18 protein-coding genes and 1 other RNA gene are annotated in these 17,986 nt (G+C 56.0%); 10 read left to right on the top strand and 9 right to left on the bottom strand.

Features of this window, described 5'->3' with window-relative positions:
* Nucleotides 1–320: 320 nt before the first annotated feature.
* On the bottom strand, nt 321–1,316 hold the full coding sequence (pgl, locus tag INF73_RS00095) for a 6-phosphogluconolactonase (RefSeq protein ID WP_193541571.1): 996 nt from the start codon (nt 1,314–1,316) through the stop codon (nt 321–323).
* A 140-nt stretch (nt 1,317–1,456) separates the two neighbouring features.
* Between pgl and INF73_RS00090 the strand changes: the two genes are divergently transcribed.
* Nucleotides 1,457–2,275 carry a pyridoxal phosphatase gene (locus INF73_RS00090; protein WP_193541573.1) on the top strand — a complete coding sequence of 273 codons (819 nt, stop codon included), beginning with the start codon at nt 1,457–1,459 and terminating at the stop codon, nt 2,273–2,275.
* Here the strand turns inward: INF73_RS00090 and modC are convergent, their stop codons facing one another.
* From modC to INF73_RS00070, 4 genes are all read right to left on the bottom strand, one after another.
* Nucleotides 2,276–3,334, bottom strand: a complete 1,059-nt coding sequence (modC, locus tag INF73_RS00085) for a molybdenum ABC transporter ATP-binding protein ModC (RefSeq protein ID WP_193541575.1) — start codon at nt 3,332–3,334, stop codon at nt 2,276–2,278.
* Between the two features lie 2 nt (nt 3,335–3,336).
* A complete protein-coding gene (gene modB / locus INF73_RS00080) occupies nt 3,337–4,026 on the bottom strand; it encodes a molybdate ABC transporter permease subunit (protein ID WP_041910749.1) in 690 nt (229 codons plus the stop codon).
* Entirely contained in the window at nt 4,026–4,799 is a 774-nt protein-coding gene (gene modA, locus INF73_RS00075) for a molybdate ABC transporter substrate-binding protein (RefSeq protein WP_041910750.1), read from the bottom strand. Before modA ends, modB begins: the two co-directional genes overlap by 1 nt.
* Nucleotides 4,800–4,977: 178 nt before the next feature.
* On the bottom strand, nt 4,978–5,127 hold the full coding sequence (locus tag INF73_RS00070) for an AcrZ family multidrug efflux pump-associated protein (protein ID WP_041910751.1): 150 nt from the start codon (nt 5,125–5,127) through the stop codon (nt 4,978–4,980).
* A 127-nt stretch (nt 5,128–5,254) separates the two neighbouring features.
* Between INF73_RS00070 and modE the strand changes: the two genes are divergently transcribed.
* The 7 genes from modE to gpmA all read left to right on the top strand — a co-directional run bounded on the left by modE (nt 5,255) and on the right by gpmA (nt 13,000).
* The gene (modE, locus tag INF73_RS00065) at nt 5,255–6,043 is read left to right on the top strand and encodes a molybdenum-dependent transcriptional regulator (protein WP_047367754.1); all 789 of its coding nucleotides are present in this window, start codon (nt 5,255–5,257) and stop codon (nt 6,041–6,043) included.
* Nucleotides 6,044–6,110: 67 nt separating this feature from the next.
* On the top strand, nt 6,111–7,583 hold the full coding sequence (gene modF / locus INF73_RS00060) for a molybdate ABC transporter ATP-binding protein ModF (protein WP_028012399.1): 1,473 nt from the start codon (nt 6,111–6,113) through the stop codon (nt 7,581–7,583).
* Nucleotides 7,584–7,783: 200 nt separating this feature from the next.
* A complete protein-coding gene (galE, locus tag INF73_RS00055; protein WP_041910754.1) occupies nt 7,784–8,800 on the top strand; it encodes a UDP-glucose 4-epimerase GalE in 1,017 nt (338 codons plus the stop codon).
* A 9-nt stretch (nt 8,801–8,809) separates the two neighbouring features.
* Nucleotides 8,810–9,856: a galactose-1-phosphate uridylyltransferase gene (gene galT, locus INF73_RS00050; protein ID WP_193541577.1), complete on the top strand. Its 1,047-nt coding sequence runs from the start codon at nt 8,810–8,812 to the stop codon at nt 9,854–9,856.
* Between the two features lie 2 nt (nt 9,857–9,858).
* On the top strand, nt 9,859–11,007 hold the full coding sequence (gene galK / locus INF73_RS00045; RefSeq protein ID WP_193541579.1) for a galactokinase: 1,149 nt from the start codon (nt 9,859–9,861) through the stop codon (nt 11,005–11,007).
* Nucleotides 11,001–12,041 (top strand): galactose-1-epimerase, encoded by a 1,041-nt coding sequence (gene galM, locus INF73_RS00040; protein ID WP_059357964.1) that lies wholly within the window; start codon nt 11,001–11,003, stop codon nt 12,039–12,041. The genes galK and galM overlap by 7 nt, the downstream gene beginning before the upstream one ends.
* A gap of 206 nt (nt 12,042–12,247) precedes the next feature.
* The gene (gene gpmA, locus INF73_RS00035) at nt 12,248–13,000 is read left to right on the top strand and encodes a 2,3-diphosphoglycerate-dependent phosphoglycerate mutase (protein WP_008501111.1); all 753 of its coding nucleotides are present in this window, start codon (nt 12,248–12,250) and stop codon (nt 12,998–13,000) included.
* A 61-nt stretch (nt 13,001–13,061) separates the two neighbouring features.
* On the opposite strand, the gene aroG is transcribed toward gpmA, so the two are convergent.
* A complete protein-coding gene (gene aroG, locus INF73_RS00030; protein ID WP_028012394.1) occupies nt 13,062–14,114 on the bottom strand; it encodes a 3-deoxy-7-phosphoheptulonate synthase AroG in 1,053 nt (350 codons plus the stop codon).
* Between the two features lie 303 nt (nt 14,115–14,417).
* Here aroG and INF73_RS00025 point away from each other — a divergent pair, with 303 nt between their 5' ends.
* Nucleotides 14,418–14,798: a protein YbgS gene (locus tag INF73_RS00025; protein ID WP_045259933.1), complete on the top strand. Its 381-nt coding sequence runs from the start codon at nt 14,418–14,420 to the stop codon at nt 14,796–14,798.
* Nucleotides 14,799–14,903: 105 nt separating this feature from the next.
* Nucleotides 14,904–15,839, top strand: a complete 936-nt coding sequence (zitB, locus tag INF73_RS00020; RefSeq protein ID WP_028012392.1) for a CDF family zinc transporter ZitB — start codon at nt 14,904–14,906, stop codon at nt 15,837–15,839.
* Here zitB and pnuC read toward each other — a convergent pair.
* The 3 genes from pnuC to INF73_RS00005 all read right to left on the bottom strand — a co-directional run bounded on the left by pnuC (nt 15,836) and on the right by INF73_RS00005 (nt 17,942).
* On the bottom strand, nt 15,836–16,555 hold the full coding sequence (pnuC, locus tag INF73_RS00015; RefSeq protein ID WP_028012391.1) for a nicotinamide riboside transporter PnuC: 720 nt from the start codon (nt 16,553–16,555) through the stop codon (nt 15,836–15,838). The two genes, zitB and pnuC, sit on opposite strands and share 4 nt — an antisense overlap.
* A gap of 23 nt (nt 16,556–16,578) precedes the next feature.
* Entirely contained in the window at nt 16,579–17,622 is a 1,044-nt protein-coding gene (gene nadA, locus INF73_RS00010; protein ID WP_045259931.1) for a quinolinate synthase NadA, read from the bottom strand.
* A gap of 191 nt (nt 17,623–17,813) precedes the next feature.
* A non-coding RNA gene (locus INF73_RS00005) (RtT sRNA) lies at nt 17,814–17,942 on the bottom strand.
* Nucleotides 17,943–17,986: the final 44 nt, after the last annotated feature.

Here is a 17,986-nt window from a genome sequence, read left to right as displayed (position 1 = left end):
GCCAGGACTTAAAAAGGATCCTGAATTGCGGAACTGCAACACATCGAACCAACGCACAGAATGATATCAAATCACCACTGTACATAAAAACAGTTAAAACCAATTTAGGAATTTATAAAGCAAAAGCACTTAAGTGACTGATTATTATTTATATACTATTCACCGATCATTCCGTGTTTTCCTTTGTTCGTTGACGATGAATTTACATCGCCTTGAGTCGACATTATGATGACCCTGTTGGTTACGTTTTGATGTGCTCACCCGGCTACCACCGGGCATAAAAAAACCTCGCATTCGCGAGGTTTTTTGTTTTAAGCCGCTTAGTGAGCGTTAACCACCACCCACATTGGCCCCTGGCCTACCGCATAGCGTCCTTTCTCTTCCAGCAGGCCCTGCTCGCCTTTGATTTCATACAGCGCGATGTGATGGGATTTCTGCCCCGCCGCAATCAGGTATTTACCGCTGTGATCGATATTAAAGCCGCGCGGCTGGGTTTCCGTTGGCTGGAAGCCCTCAATAGCCAGCACGCTGCCATCTTCGGAGACGCTGAAGACGGTAATCAGGCTGGAGGTGCGGTCGCAGGCGTACAGATGGCGACCATCCGGCGTGATGTGAATATCTGCCGCCCAGCGAGTGTCAGAGAAGTCAGACGGCATCATGTCCAGCGTCTGCACGCACTCAATCTGACCGTTTGGATCTTTCAGCTCCCATACGTCCACAGAGCTGTTCAGTTCATTAACGACGTAGGCATATTGCTGGTTCGGGTGGAATACCATATGGCGAGGGCCTGCGCCCTCAACGGTGGTGACTTCAGCAGGATTCTGCGCCACCAGGTGACCATCGTCGCTCAGGGTGAACAGGCAGATTCGATCCTGCTTCAGCGCAGGCACCCACAGCGTGCGGTTGTCCGGGGAGATATTCGCCGAATGGCAGCCTTCCAGCCCTTCCACCACGTCGATAGTTTCTACCGGAATACCATCGTCAAGACGGGTCACGCTGACGCAACCGGCATTGTAAGAACCGCTAAAAATGAAGCGGCCTTTACGATCGGTCGAGATGTGGGTTGGGCTCCCCGGCAGTGGCGCTTCAGCGGTGTAGGTCAGCGCGCCGTCGTCAGGAGAGATGCGGTAGGCCAGCACGCGAAACTCCGGGCGCACACCCACGTATAAGAAACGTTTATCCGGGCTGACGACCATCGGTTGCACCTGGCCCGGCACATCAACAACCTGAACCAGCGTGAGCGAACCTTCTGCATTCAAGCGCCAGACGTGGATCTGCTGACTTTCAGGACTGGCGGTATAAACGGTTTGTTTCATGAATACTCCTCTCCTCACTGCACGTGAAAGTGATTATTTTTAACGGTGAATGCTGAATTTTAGCCAGGAATTTTGCAGCGATTTACTCTCGGTGTAACATCCCCTGAGACCTAAAATTCAACATTAACCCGGAAGAACAAATGACCTCGCGTGTGATTGCACTGGATTTAGACGGAACATTACTTACCCCTCAGAAAACCCTGCTCCCCTCCTCCCTTGAAGCGCTTAAACGCGCGCAGGAAGTGGGATATCAACTCCTTATCGTAACGGGTCGACATCACGTTGCCATTCACCCTTTTTATCAGGCACTGGCGCTGGATACACCTGCAATTTGTTGTAATGGCACTTATTTGTATGATTATCAGGAAAAAAAGGTTTTAGCCTCCGACCCGCTGCCGGTTCCCCAGGCGCTACAGCTGATCGATCTGCTGGATGAGCATAACGTTCACGGCCTGATGTATGTGGATAACGCGATGGTGTACGAGCGCCCAACCGGCCATGTGGTACGCACCAGTAACTGGGCGTTGTCCCTGCCAGAAGCGCAGCGTCCGGTCTTTACCCAGGTTTCCTCTCTGCGTCAGGCGGCCCAGGACGTTGAGGCTATCTGGAAGTTTGCCCTGACGGATGAAGACACCACCAAACTGAATACCTTCGCGAAACACGTCGAGGACACGCTGGGGCTGGAGTGCGAATGGTCCTGGCACGATCAGGTGGATATTGCCCGCAAGGGTAACAGCAAAGGCAAGCGCCTGACGCAGTACGTGGAATCGCAGGGCTGGTCAATGCAGGACGCGATCGCCTTCGGCGACAACTACAACGACATCAGCATGCTGGAAGCCGTCGGTACGGGCGTGGCGATGGGCAATGCCGACGACGCGGTAAAAGCGCGCGCTAACGTGGTGATTGGCGACAACACCACCGACAGCATCGCGCAGTACATCTATACCCACCTGCTGTAATCAGGCGGTGATCGAAACGCTCTTGATTTGCGCGTAAAGCCACAGGCCGGGCTTGATTGCTAACTCATCCCTGGCCCACGGGCTGATGCGCGCCCAGAGCGTCCTGCTGCCCACGTCGAGCTTCACCTCTACCTGCCCGTTATCATCAAAACATTCCGCCACTTTGGCGCGCAGAATATTTCGAATACTGGTTTGCAGCGGCGGCTGCAGCACCAGCGAGACGTCCGACGCCTGGATGCGGATCCGCAGCGTGGACTGCAACGGTTTGTCGATCTTATTGACCCAAAGATGCTGGTCGCCCAGCGCCAGGGCGGTCATCGCGTAGTGCGGATGATGCTCCAGAACGCTCACCTTCAGGATGCTGCTCTGCTGTTCCCTGGGTAACCAGGGGTGCATCACGCTACTGCCCCACACCTCTTCCAGGTTGCCGAAGGCCTTCACGCTGCCCTCTTCCAGCACCAGCACTTTGTCGGCCAGATGGAGGATCTCATCCAGCGAATGGCTGACGTAGAGCATCGGAATATTAATTTCGCGGGTCAGACGCTGCAGGTAAGGCAAAAGCTCGCGCTTGCGCGGTATATCCAGCGAGGCCAGCGGCTCGTCGAGCAGCAGCAGTTCGGGGGCGGTCAGCAACGCGCGGCCTATAGCCACACGCTGTTTCTCCCCGCCGGAGAGCGAGGACGGCAGCCTGTCGAGCAGGGGTTCAATGCCTAAAAGCGTCACCAGCTTATCAAACTGCCCGGCCATGCTTTTCGCCATGCCGTAGCGCAGGTTGCCGCGCACGCTGTAGTGCGGGAACAAGCGCGCGTCCTGAAAAACATAGCCGATGCGGCGCTTATCCGGCGAAAGGTAAATCTTGTTCTCCACGTCATTCAGGACGCGGTTGTTCAGGACAATGCGCCCTGACTGCGGGCGCGTCAGGCCGCTGATGGCGTTAATCAGAGACGTTTTACCCGCGCCCGACACGCCGAAGACGGCAGTGATGCCGCTTGCAGGCAGCGTCTCGTTAAGCGTCAGAGTATGGTTTCCCAGCGTCTGGGTGAAATTCAGTTCCAGCATCGTTATTTCCCCATCCGTTCGCGGCTTAGCCGTGCCAGCCATTCAGAAACCAGCAGCGAAACCAGGGCTAATACGATAGAGATGATGCACAGCCGCGCTGCGGCACTCTCTCCCCCTGGCGTCTGAATCAGGGTATACATGGCCGATGGGATGGTCCGCGTCTCGCCGGGAATGTTCGACACAAAGGTGATGGTCGCACCAAACTCGCCCAGCGAGCGGGCGAACGCCAGCACCGTCCCGACAATGATGCCCGGCAGCGTAAGCGGAAGCGTGATGGTAAAAAAGACGCGCCAGCGCCCGGCACCGAGCGTGCGGGCTGCCTGTTCGAGCTTCATATCCACGCCTTCCAGCGCGAGGCGGATCGCTCTGACCATCAGCGGGAATGACATCACCGCCGCCGCCAGTACCGCACCGCGCCAGCTAAAGGCAAAGGTGATTCCGAACCAGTCATAGAGCTTTTCGCCGATAAAACCGCGTCGCCCCATCGAAATCAGCAGCAGATAACCGACCACCACGGGCGGTAAAACCAGGGGAAGATGAAGGACGCTGTCGAGCAGCGCTTTGCCGGGGAACCGACAGCGAACCAGTAGCCAGGCAAAAAAGATCCCAAAGGGCAAACTCAGCGCAACCGCCAGGGAAGAGACTTTAAGGCTCAGCAGAACAGCCTGCCATTCAGGATCGGTCAGTATCATCAGTGAGTCGTAAATCCATAACGTTTAAAGATTGCGGACGCCTCCGGCCCCTTCAGATAATCGCGGAAGGCCGTTACGGTCGCATTTTTATGTCCATCAACAATCGCCACAGGATATTCCACTTTTTTGTGGGAGTCTTCCGGGAAGGTGCCAACCACTTTTACGCCCTTGCTGGCAACGGCATCGGAACCATACACAATGCCCAGCGGAGCTTCGTTACGCTCCACCAGCGCCAGCGCGCCGCGCACATCTTCCGCCGGGGCCAGTTTTGGTGACAGGGTCTCCCACGCGCCCAGCTTTTGCAGCGCTTCTTTGGCGTAAATCCCGGCCGGAACGTGTTCCGGGTCACCCACCGCCAGACGGCCACCGTTCAGCAGGCGGGTCCAGTTTGTCTCTTTATTGATGGTGATTTCACCCTGCGCGCTGGCCTTCGGTGCAACCACAACCAGGCTATTGCCCAGCAGCGTTTCGCGAGTCGCCGCATCAATCGATTTCTTCTCCACCGCGTAGTCCATCCACTTCTGGTCAGCAGAGATAAACAGATCTGCCGGAGCGCCCGCTTCTATCTGCCGTGCCAGCGTAGAGGAAGAGGCAAAAGAGGAGACTACCTCGACGTTTTTCTCTTTTTTATACGCCGCCGCAATATCCTGCAGCGCGTTGGTCAACGACGCTGCCGCAAAGACCGTGATTTTACCTTCGTCCGCCAGCGCGTGTCCGGTAAGTGAAAGCGTCAACGTTGCCCCTGCGAAAAGGCGTACCCATGAACGTGCCATTTGTAACTCCTGTGATTAGCGTTATATACATATTAATATAACGGTATCGTCAGGGAGATCCCAGCGGTAATTCGTACCGCTCAAGGGGTAACACGGTGTGTTACGTTAAATAATATCGGCGAAAGTAAGAAAAGCTTGAGAGCAAAACGCCCGGGCAAGCCGGGCGTTTTGTGGGAAATTAATGCTGCTTTTTCGCACGGTCTCGGTGACCAATATTCGAAAAGATGTTGAACACTTCACCCAGGCCGTAGATGGCACCGAGGATGATAGCCATCACTACTGGTACCATGATCACGGCGAATACCAGACTTTTCAACAACTCTAACATGGTTTTCTCCAGATTTTGTGAATGGGCTATTCTACCCTGAAAAGTAAGAAAAACATCCCCTTTTGTGCGGTGCCCTTTGCGCCCTGCACCATTTGGGTCACAATATTCTTTTTGCCAGGACACTGTTATGCAGGCCGAAATTCTTCTTACTCTCCGACTTCAGCAAAAGCTTTTCGCCGATCCCCGACGTATTGCCCTGCTTAAACAGATAGAACAAACCGGCTCAATTAGCCAGGGCGCTAAGAACGCCGGGATCAGCTATAAAAGCGCCTGGGATGCCATCAATGACATGAACACCCTGAGCGAGCATCCGCTGGTGGACAGAGCCACAGGGGGCAAAGGCGGTGGAGGTGCTGTTGTCACACGCTACGGCCTGCGCCTGATTCAGCTCTACGATCTCCTGGGCCAGATTCAGCAAAAAGCGTTCGATGTATTGAGTGACGACGACAACGTTCCGCTGGACAGCTTGCTGGCAGCCATTTCCCGCTTCTCGTTGCAGACCAGCGCCCGCAACCAGTGGTTTGGTACGGTGACGGCGCGCGATAATCTCCAGGTACAGCAGCATGTTGAGATCTTGCTTGCCGATGGTGTCACCCGTCTGAAAGCGGCGATAACGGCCCAGAGCGCAGAGCGGCTTGACCTGGATGAAGGTAAAGAGGTGCTGGTGTTGCTGAAAGCACCTTGGGTCAATATCACACGCGACCCGGACAAGGCAAAGGCGGCTGATAACCAGCTGCGGGGCACCATCAGCCATATCGAACGCGGCAAGGAGCAGTGCGAAGTGCTGATGCCCCTGGCAGACGGACAAGCGCTTTGCGCCACGGTCCCGCTTAGCGAGGCGAACGATTTAGAAGAAGGTGCTGTCGTCACCGCATATTTCAACGCGGACCGGGTGATTATCGCCACATTGTGCTGAGCGCATTGACAATCGTGACGACAGTGCGTATCCCTGATATCTATTGCTGCAAAAAATGGGATACATCATGTCATCATTGCATATTTCGCAAGGTACGTTTCGTCTTAGCGATACCCGAACGCTGACGATTGCCGATCTGACAATACGCGCGGGTGAAAGCTGGGCGTTTGTCGGCACTAACGGCAGCGGTAAATCCGCGCTGGCCCGCGCGCTGGCCGGAGAGCTTACCCTTCTCAAAGGCGAATGCCGGAGCGATTTCACGCGCCTGACGCGCCTGTCCTTTGAACAGCTGCAGAAGCTGGTCAGCGACGAGTGGCAGCGCAACAATACCGATTTACTCAGTCCTGGCGAAGAAGATACCGGCCGCACGGCGGCGGAAATTATTCAGGATGAGGTGAAAGATCCCGCCCGCTGTCAGCATCTGGCGGAACAGTTTGGCATTTCCGCGCTGCTGAACCGGCGCTTTAAGTACCTCTCTACCGGCGAGACGCGGAAAACGTTGCTGTGCCAGGCGCTCATGAGCCAGCCGGAGCTGCTGATTCTGGATGAGCCCTTTGACGGGCTGGATGTCCACTCCCGCGCCCAGCTGGCTGCCCTGCTGGACTCTCTGAATCAGGAAGGCTATACGATCGTACTGGTGCTGAACCGCTTTGATGAAATTCCTGACTTCGTGCAAAACGCGGGCGTGCTGGCAGACTGTAGCCTGATCGAAACCGGAGAAAAATCCGCGCTGCTCCGACAGGCGCTGATTGCCCAGCTTGCGCACAGCGAAAAGCTGGCAGGCATTGCGCTGCCGGATCCCGACGCGCCGGCAGCACGCCACGGTCTCGATCCCCGGCAGCCGCTTATCGTCCTGCGCGATGGCGTAGTCTCCTATGACGAACGACCGATCCTGAATCACCTCAGCTGGACGGTTAATCCTGGCGAACACTGGCAGATTGTCGGTCCCAACGGCGCGGGGAAATCCACGCTGCTGAGCCTGATAACCGGCGATCACCCGCAGGGCTACAGTAACGATCTGACGCTGTTTGGCCGCCGTCGCGGCAGCGGCGAAACCATCTGGGATATCAAAAAGCACATTGGCTACGTTAGCAGCAGCCTGCATCTGGATTACCGGGTCAGTACCACGGTACGCAACGTGATCCTTTCCGGCTATTTTGATTCCATCGGCATTTATCAGGCAGTGTCAGATAAACAGCACAAGCTGGCCCAGCAGTGGCTTGATATTCTGGGGATGGATAACCGGGTGGCTGACGCGCCGTTTCATAGCCTGTCGTGGGGGCAGCAGCGTCTGGCACTGATCGTTCGCGCGCTGGTAAAACACCCTACACTCCTGATCCTCGACGAGCCGCTGCAGGGGCTGGATCCGCTTAACCGACAGCTGGTCCGCCGCTTTGTGGACGTGCTGATTAGCGAAGGTGAAACGCAGCTGCTGTTCGTTTCACACCATGCCGAAGATGCCCCCTCCTGCATCACCCACCGCCTCGAGTTTGTCGCGGACGGCGAGGGTTATCGCTACCTTCTCAGCAACGTAGATTAACCGCGGAGGGCACCGCCCTCCTCTTTTCAGATAACTTGCATCAATACATCGCTATCTCTTTGATCTAGAATGCTCTACGTCATCGAAAAAGCGAGTGTGAAAACGAGTGTAAACGATTCCACTATTTTATCCCATGTCACACTTTTCGCGTCTCTGTTATGCTATGGTTATTACATACCATAGGCCCAATGGAGCGAATTATGCGAGTTCTGGTAACAGGTGGTAGCGGTTACATCGGAAGTCATACCTGTGTGCAGCTGCTGCAAAATGGTCACGATGTGATCATCCTCGACAACCTGTGCAATAGTAAGCGCAGCGTGCTGCCGGTGATTGAACGTCTTGGCGGTAAACAGCCGACTTTCGTAGAAGGCGACATCCGCAACGAAGCGCTGATGACCGAGATCCTTCACGACCACGCCATCGAAGCGGTGATCCACTTCGCGGGTCTGAAAGCGGTAGGTGAATCCGTTGCGAAACCGCTTGAGTATTACGACAACAACGTCAACGGTACCCTGCGTCTGATCTCCGCCATGCGCGCGGCAAACGTCAAAAACTTTATCTTTAGCTCCTCCGCCACCGTCTATGGCGATCAGCCAAAAATTCCTTACGTTGAAAGCTTCCCGACCGGTACGCCGCAAAGCCCATACGGCAAAAGCAAGCTGATGGTAGAGCAGATCCTGACCGACCTGCAAAAAGCCCAGCCGGAGTGGAGCATCGCATTGCTGCGCTACTTCAACCCGGTCGGCGCCCATCCGTCTGGCGATATGGGTGAAGATCCGCAGGGTATCCCGAACAACCTGATGCCGTACATCGCCCAGGTGGCGGTAGGCCGTCGCGAGTCGCTGGCCATTTTTGGCAATGACTACCCGACCGAAGACGGCACCGGCGTGCGTGACTATATCCACGTGATGGATTTAGCAGACGGCCACGTTGCAGCCATGCAGCAGCTGGCTGACAAACCGGGCGTGCATATTTATAACCTCGGCGCCGGGGTCGGCAGCAGCGTGCTGGACGTGGTTAACGCCTTCAGCAAAGCCTGCGGTAAGCCGGTGAACTACCACTTCGCTCCGCGTCGTGATGGCGACCTGCCTGCTTACTGGGCCGATGCCACCAAAGCCGATAAAGAACTTAACTGGCGTGTCACCCGCACGCTTGATGAAATGGCACAGGATACCTGGCACTGGCAGTCACGCCACCCGCAGGGTTATCCGGACTAAGGATCCGTCATGACTTCGTTTAATCCCGTCGATCATCCGCATCGTCGTTTTAACCCGCTAAGCGGGCAATGGATTTTGGTCTCTCCGCATCGCGCCAAGCGTCCCTGGCAGGGGGCGCAGGAGACGCCTGCAAAACAGACCCTGCCGCAGCACGACCCGGATTGCTTCCTCTGTCCGGGCAACACGCGCGTGACCGGGGATAAAAACCCGGACTACAAAGGCACCTTCGTGTTTACCAACGATTTTGCCGCCCTGATGACCGACACCCCGGATGCCCCCGCGAGCCACGACCCGCTGATGCGCTGCGAAAGCGCGCGCGGTACCAGCCGCGTGATCTGCTTCTCGCCCGATCACAGCAAAACGCTGCCGGAGCTGAGCGTTGAGGCACTGAAAGAGGTGGTCAGCACCTGGCAGGCGCAAACCGCCGAGCTGGGTCAAACTTACCCGTGGGTGCAGGTGTTTGAAAACAAAGGTGCGGCAATGGGCTGCTCCAACCCGCATCCGCACGGCCAGGTCTGGGCGAACAGCTTCCTGCCCAACGAAGCCGAGCGTGAAGACCGTCTGCAGAAGGACTATTTCGCAGAAAACGGCTCCCCCATGCTGGTGGACTACACCCAGCGCGAGCTGGCCGACGGCAGCCGTACCGTAGTGGAAACCGAACACTGGCTGGCGGTCGTGCCTTACTGGGCCGCCTGGCCGTTTGAGACGCTGCTGCTGCCGAAAGCGCACGTTCAGCGCATTACCGATCTCAGCGACGCGCAGCGCGACGACCTGGCGCTGGCGCTGAAAAAGCTGACCAGCCGTTACGACAACCTGTTCCAGTGCTCCTTCCCGTACTCCATGGGCTGGCACGGCGCGCCGTTTAACGGCGAAGAGAATCAGCACTGGCAGCTGCACGCCCATTTCTATCCGCCGCTGCTGCGCTCTGCAACGGTGCGTAAATTTATGGTGGGCTATGAAATGCTGGCGGAAACCCAGCGTGACCTGACGGCGGAACAGGCGGCAGAGCGTCTGCGTGCCGTCAGCGACGTCCACTATCGCGAATCAGGAGTCTAAAAATGAGTCTGAAAGATAAAACACAATCCCTGTTTGCTGAGAAATTTGGCTACCCTGCCACCCACGTAATTCAGGCGCCTGGTCGCGTCAACCTGATCGGCGAGCACACCGACTACAACGACGGCTTCGTGCTGCCGTGCGCCATCGATTACCAGACGGTTATCAGCTGTGCGAAGCGCGACGACAGTAAAGTCCGCGTCATTGCGGCGGATTACGGTAATGAGACGGACGAGTTTTCCCTTGATGCCCCGATTGTGACGCACGACAGCCAGCAGTGGTCTAACTACGTGCGCGGCGTAGTGAAGCATCTGCAGAAGCGCAACAAGAACTTTGGCGGTGCCGATTTAGTCATCAGCGGCAACGTGCCGCAGGGTGCGGGCTTAAGCTCGTCGGCCTCGCTCGAAGTGGCCGTGGGAACCGTCTTCCAGCAGCTGTATCATCTGCCGCTGGACGGGGCGCAAATTGCCCTGAACGGTCAGGAAGCGGAAAACCAGTTCGTGGGCTGCAACTGCGGCATCATGGACCAGCTGATCTCCGCGCTGGGCAAAAAAGAGCATGCGCTGCTGATCGACTGCCGCTCGCTTGGTACCAAAGCCGTTCCCCTGCCAAAAGGCGCGGCCGTCGTGATTATCAACAGTAACTTTAAACGCACGCTGGTGGGCAGCGAGTACAACACCCGCCGCGAACAGTGCGAAACCGGCGCGCGCTTCTTCCAGCAGCCTGCCCTGCGCGACGTGACGCTCGATGAATTTAGCAAAGTGGCGCACGAGCTGGATCCTGTCGTCGCCAGACGCGTTCGTCACGTGCTGACCGAAAATGCCCGTACCGTTGAAGCCGCCTCCGCGCTGGCGAAAGGTGACCTGAAGCGCATGGGTGAGCTGATGGCGGAATCTCACGCCTCCATGCGCGATGATTTTGAAATCACCGTGCCGCAGATCGACACCCTGGTGGACATCGTCAAAGCGGTTATTGGCGATAAAGGCGGCGTGCGCATGACGGGCGGCGGCTTTGGCGGCTGCATCGTCGCGCTGGTGCCGGAAGAGCTGGTCCCTGCCGTCCAGGACGCCGTGGCGAAGCAGTACGAAGCGCAAACGGGCATCAAAGAAACGTTCTATGTATGTAAAGCATCACAAGGAGCCGGACAGTGCTAAACGAAACACCTACCCTCGCACCGGATGGTCTGCCGTATCGCCTGTTAACCCTGCGCAACAGCGCGGGGATGGTGGTTACGCTGATGGACTGGGGTGCGACCCTGCTTTCTGCCCGCGTACCGATGCCGGACGGCAGCGTGCGCGAAACCCTGCTGGGCTGCGCCTCACCCGAGCAGTACGTTAATCAGTCTGCCTATCTGGGCGCGTCCGTCGGGCGCTATGCCAACCGCATCGCGAAAAGCCGTTTTGAGCTCGACGGCGTGCAGTACCCGCTGCTGCCAAGCCAGGGCGAGAACCAGCTTCACGGCGGTCCGGACGGGTTTGATAAACGCCGCTGGAAAATTGTTCGTCAAAACGACGGCGAAGTGCTGTTCTCGCTGGATTCGCTTGATGGCGATCAGGGCTTCCCGGGGAACCTTACCGCGTCCGCGCGCTTTACGCTGACGGACGACAACCGTATCGCTATTGAATACCGTGCGACGGTCGACAAGCCGTGTCCGGTTAACCTGACTAACCATGCCTACTTCAATCTCGACGGCAACCAGTGCGACGTGCGTAACCACAAGCTGCAGATCCTGGCGGACGCGTATCTGCCGGTTGACGAGATGGGCATTCCGTATCAGGGCCTGAAAGACGTGAGCGGGACCAGCTTTGACTTCCGCAGCGCGAAAGTTATCGCCCAGGATTTCCTGAGCGATGACGATCAGCGCAAGGTGAAAGGCTACGATCACGCGTTCCTGCTGCACGCCAAAGGTGATGTGAAGCAGCCTGCCGCACAGGTCTGGTCCAGCGATGAGAAACTGCAGATGACGGTGTATACCACCGCCCCAGCCCTGCAATTCTACTCGGGCAACTACCTCGGCGGCACGACGGCGCGCGAACACAATGAGTACAGCGACTGGCAAGGACTTGCGCTTGAGAGCGAGTTCCTGCCGGACAGCCCCAATCATCCTGAATGGCCGCAGCCGGACTGCGTGCTGCGCCCCGGTGAAGAGTACATTAGCGTGACGGAATACCATTTTATTCCGAAATGATTTCCAGCCCTCCCATCGGAGGGCTTTTTTCTGCGCGTCTTGCTGAAAATAGCGCCGATCGCTGACAAAATCCTAACCCTGGATTCACAAGCATCTTACACTCAGAGACTATTTTCGCTATGGTTAGGGTTAAGCGTTGCTGCTGGCACGGCCACAGCAATATAATGAGAATTGTTATCATTCTAAAAATGCTTGAGGAGTAAGAGATGGCTATTACTAAGCTGGTCCTGGTGCGTCACGGCGAAAGCCAGTGGAACAACGAAAACCGCTTTACCGGTTGGTACGACGTTGATCTGTCCGAGAAAGGCGTAAGCGAAGCAAAAGCAGCAGGTAAACTGCTGAAGGAAGAAGGCTTCAGCTTTGATTTTGCTTACACCTCTGTGCTGAAACGTGCCATCCACACCCTGTGGAACGTGCTGGACGAACTGGATCAGGCCTGGCTGCCGGTTGAGAAATCCTGGAAACTGAACGAGCGTCACTACGGTGCGCTGCAGGGTCTGAACAAAGCGGAAACCGCTGAGAAATACGGCGACGAGCAGGTTAAACAGTGGCGTCGCGGCTTCGCGGTCACCCCACCAGAGCTGACCAAAGATGACGAGCGCTATCCGGGCCACGACCCGCGCTACGCGAAACTGACCGATGCTGAGCTGCCAACTACCGAGAGCCTGGCGCTGACCATCGACCGCGTTGTGCCTTACTGGAACGAAACCATTCTGCCACGCCTGAAAAGCGGTGAGCGCGTGATCATCGCTGCTCACGGTAACTCTCTGCGCGCGCTGGTGAAATACCTGGACAACATGGGCGAAGACGAGATCCTCGAACTGAACATCCCAACTGGCGTACCGCTGGTATATGAGTTCGACGAAAACTTTAAGCCAATCAAACATTACTACCTGGGTAACGCGGACGAGATCGCAGCGAAAGCAGCGGCTGTCGCGAACCAGGGTAAAGCGAAGTAATTTTCGCCGGACATAAAAAAAGCGCGGAGCCTTCCGCGCTTTTTTATTTGTGCGTGAGGACTCAGCCGCGGCGCGCTTTTACCGCATTCGCCAGCTGACGCAGGATGGCATCGGTATCGTCCCAGCCAATGCAGGCATCGGTGACGCTTTTGCCATACACCAGCGGCTCGCTGCCTTCCAGGTTCTGGTTACCTTCAACCAGATGGCTTTCGATCATCACCCCAATTACCGCCTTCTCACCGTTAGCGATCTGCTGACAGACGTCTGCCCCCACTTCCATCTGCTTTTTGAACTGCTTGCTGGAGTTGGCGTGGCTGAAGTCGATCATCACCTGCGGTGGCAGCCCGGCTTTTTCCAGCCCGGCCTTCACCTCTGCCACGTGTTTTGCACTGTAGTTTGGCTCTTTACCGCCGCGCAGAATAATGTGGCAATCACCGTTACCGCTGGTGTTGACGATGGCGGAGTGACCCCATTTGGTCACGGACAGGAAGCAGTGCGGCGCACCCGCGGCGTTGATGGCATCGATAGCCACTTTGATGGTGCCATCAGTACCGTTTTTGAAGCCCACCGGACATGAGAGACCGGAAGCCAGCTCGCGGTGAACCTGAGATTCAGTGGTACGGGCACCAATGGCGCCCCAGCTCATCAGGTCTGCCAGGTATTGTGGCGTAATCATATCCAGGAACTCGCCGGCAGCAGGCAGGCCGCTGTCGTTGATCTCCAGCAGCAGCTTGCGCGCAATGCGCAGGCCGTCGTTGATCTGGAAGCTATTATCCATGTGCGGATCGTTAATCAGCCCTTTCCAGCCCACGGTCGTGCGCGGTTTTTCAAAATAGACGCGCATGACGATTTCCAGCTCATCCTTTAACTCTTCACGTAGGGTGAGCAGACGAGCCGCATACTCTTTCGCTGCGGCAGGATCGTGAATAGAGCACGGGCCAATCACCACCAGAAGACGATCGTCATTACCTTTAAGGATCTTGTGGATCGCTTTACGAGCATGAGAAACCGTATTTGCGGCATTTTCAGTGGCGGGGAATTTCTCAAGGAGTGCTACAGGAGGTAATAACTCATTGATCTCTTTGATGCGTAAATCGTCGTTCTGATAATTCATCTTCTTTCCAGCTCTGCCATATCTTTAGTAATGAAAGCAATCCTTTCAATCTATCTTGTCGATCAGGAAGTGTAAACACGGTTTTACACTTCACGCAGATAATTCCTGGAATTCGCCTAAAAATCGCCACAAAATAGCGAAAAATGAGATCTAACCTAAGCTTTTTAACTGTAACAACCATTTTTAAACGCTTAAACGCGATTCCCTACTGACGTAAGTCCGTAAGGCGGAATCTTTCGCCTCTAAAAAGATGCACTGTTGGAGAATGTTGTCCAGCGTAACGACAAGAACAGGAGCACCATCATGAAAATGACAAAACTGACTACCCTCTTCCTGACTGCCACACTCACCCTCGCCAGCGGCAGCGTCCTGGCCGCAGAAACGGGTGCTTCAGACAGCAACGGTGATGCCAATGCGGCGGCTGCGGCAGGCCAGGTTGCGCCTGATGCGAAACAGAATATCGCCCCGAATAATGTCGATAACAGCCAGATCAATACCGGCAATACCAACACCGGCGGCACTATGCTGCATCCGAACGGTAGTGCTTCCGACACCATGAATCATGACAACATGAGCTCGGATGAGGTTCATAAGAACTCGATGTGCAAGGACGGCAAATGTCCCGATCCGAACGACAAAGTGGGTAACGACGCCAATACCAAAACTGATGGCACAACCCAGTAATTCTTGATGCTTCAAATGTGAAAGGAGAGCCTAGGCTCTCCTTTCTTTTTGGAGTAACCTGTTAAAAACGCTACACTAAAATAATAACGAATCAGGAAAGCAGACATGGCGCACACCCACTCACACCCATCTTCTCCCGGCAACGACAACGCAAAACGACTTATGCTGGCCTTTGGCGTTACGGCCACGTTTATGGTTATCGAAGTTATTGGCGGCCTGGTTTCCGGCTCGCTGGCGCTGCTGGCTGATGCCGGACATATGCTGACCGATGCCGCAGCGCTGCTTTTCGCCCTGCTGGCGGTGCAGTTTGCTCGCCGCCCACCCAACGCGCGTCATACCTTCGGCTGGCTGAGGCTGACCACCCTTGCCGCGTTTGTTAACGCCATCGCGCTGGTGGTAATTACTGTTCTTATCGTCTGGGAGGCCGTACAGCGTTTCAGGCACCCGCAGCCCATCGCCGGGACGACAATGATGGTGATTGCCGTGGCGGGGTTGCTGGCAAATATTCTGGCGTTCTGGATTTTGCATCGCGGCAGCGGGGAAAAGAACCTCAACGTTCGCGCTGCGGCTCTGCATGTGCTGGGGGATTTGCTCGGCTCAGTCGGGGCGATTGTCGCCGCGCTGGTGATCCTCTATACCGGCTGGACGCCTGTCGACCCCATTCTCTCCGTGCTGGTATCGTGTCTGGTCTTGCGCAGCGCCTGGCGGCTACTGAAGGAGAGCGTCAATGAACTGCTGGAAGGAGCGCCGGCATCAATGGACATTGACGAGCTGAAACGAAACCTGCGCCGTACTGTCCCGGAAGTGCGTAACGTTCATCACGTGCACGTCTGGCTGGTAGGCGAGAAGCCGGTCATGACGCTGCACGTCCAGGTCATCCCGCCCCACGACCACGACGCGCTGCTTGAACGCATCCAGCACTTTCTCGAACATCACTATGAGATAGGTCACGCCACCATCCAGATGGAGTATCAGCCCTGTAGCGGGCCGGACTGCCACCTTAACGAGGCGCAGCCCGACCATTCACATCATCACCACTAGCTTGAAAGCGCGTGTGAGCCACGCTCACGCGCGCTCTTGATCCACATCCGGCTGCCGTTCAGGGCAATGAAGGTCAGCAGCAGATACTCCAGCGACATGGCATAGACGCCCTGAAGGGCAAAAATCACCACGCTGATGACGTTGATGATGACCCACAGTAGCCAGTTCTCAACGTATTTACGGGTCATCAGCACCATCGCCGCGATCGACAGCACCATCATGCAGGAATCCCAGAACGGGAAGGCATCCGGCTGAAGCTCCGGCATCGTCACGTTGAGGCCAATCGCGGACATGACCGAAACGGCAACGCGGGTCAGGAACGCAAACACCGGGTTGATGTAGACGGTCATCAAACCAATGGCGACGACGCAGGCGACAAACCAGGCGATGGCTTTCGGTAAGGGCAGCCAGCGGATCTGCAGCTCAGCCTCCTGCTGGCTGTTCTGCCGGGACCAGGCGTACCAGCCGTAAATATTGGCGGCGAAGAAAAACAGCTGTAAAAGCAGGCTGGCGTACAGCTGGATCTGGAAGAAGATAATCGCAAACAGCGTGACGTTAATCAGCCCGAACGCGTAGTTGCTGATCTTCTCCAGGCTTGCCAGCCAGATACACAGCAACCCCGCCAGCGTGCCTACGGCTTCAATCCATGACAGGTCATAGCCACCTGCACCAATCGGTATATGAACCAGAATGTTTTGCGTGCTAAAAAAATCCATCTTTTCCCCAGGGCGTTTTTGAATTAAGTACGTAGTGTAGCCGCAAAATCCAGCATGCGGTTAAGCGGAATTAACGCACCTTCACGCAGAGCGGCGTCCACATGAATTTCATGCGCTGCACCGCCTGTCTCGAGCCCTTCGGCAATGGCCTTAAGGCCGTTCATCGCCATCCACGGGCAATGCGCGCAGCTGCGGCACGTCGCACCCTCACCTGCCGTTGGTGCTTCCAGCAGCTCTTTCTCCGGTACGGCCTGCTGCATCTTATAGAAGATACCGCGATCGGTCGCGACGATGAGCTGCTTGTGCGGCAGCGTCCTGGCCGCGTTGATAAGCTGGCTGGTTGAGCCAACCGCATCGGCCATATCAACAATCGACTGCGGTGATTCAGGATGAACAAGAATGGCCGCGTCAGGATAAAGCGCCTTCATACGGGACAGCGCCTGGGTCTTGAATTCGTCGTGCACAATGCAGGCGCCCTGCCAGCAGAGAACGTCAGCGCCGGTCTGCTTCTGAACGTAATTTCCAAGATGGCGGTCAGGGGCCCAGATAATTTTCTCACCCAGGCTGTCCAGATGCTCAATCAGCTCAACGGCGATGCTCGACGTAACCACCCAGTCTGCGCGCGCTTTTACCGCCGCAGAGGTGTTGGCGTAAACAACCACGGTCCGGTCAGGATGGGCGTCGCAGAAGGCGTTGAATTCGTCAATCGGGCAGCCGAGATCGAGCGAACACTCCGCATTGAGCGTCGGCATCAGAATGGTTTTTTCCGGGCTGAGGATCTTTGCCGTTTCGCCCATAAAGCGCACGCCTGCAACCAGCAGCGTGGAAGCGGGATGTTTTGCACCGAAGCGGGCCATCTCCAGTGAATCAGAAATACAGCCCCCGGTCTCTTCCGCCAGCTGCTGGATTTCCGGATCGGTGTAGTAATGGGCCACCATCACCGCATCGCGCTCTTTGAGAAGCCGTTTGATCTTCTCGCGGTAGAATTGTTTTTCATCCTGGCTTAATGGCACAGGCTTTGGCGGAAACGGATAGATTGCGGCTTCAGGATCGAACATCACACTCATTATGGCTTCTCGTTTTACTGGCTTAACAATATTGCCTTTCTTTTGCCTGACAAAGCAAAACGCAGGGCAATTGTGTTTTATATACTAAACAAGATAGCGAATCTGGAGTGAAAAGTCACCGGGAATAGATGGGCGGAGCATTTGTTGTACGGCAGATAGCAAAAAGGCGCCTTTAGGGCGCCTTTCTACACTGGTGGGTCGTGCAGGATGACTCGCTTCGCTCGCCCTTCGGGCCGTCGCCGTAAACGGCTCCGGTGCCTCACTGCGTTCGGCTCGAACCTGCTGCAGGTTCGAATCATCCAGATCGCAGATAGCAAAAAAGCGCCTTTAGGGCGCTTTTTTACATTGGTGGGTCGTGCAGGAT

It is taken from the genome of Enterobacter cloacae complex sp. P6RS (assembly GCF_014982245.1).
In the GTDB taxonomy this organism is placed as follows: domain Bacteria; phylum Pseudomonadota; class Gammaproteobacteria; order Enterobacterales; family Enterobacteriaceae; genus Enterobacter; species Enterobacter bugandensis.
This window is presented reverse-complemented; position numbering and strand designations above follow the sequence as displayed.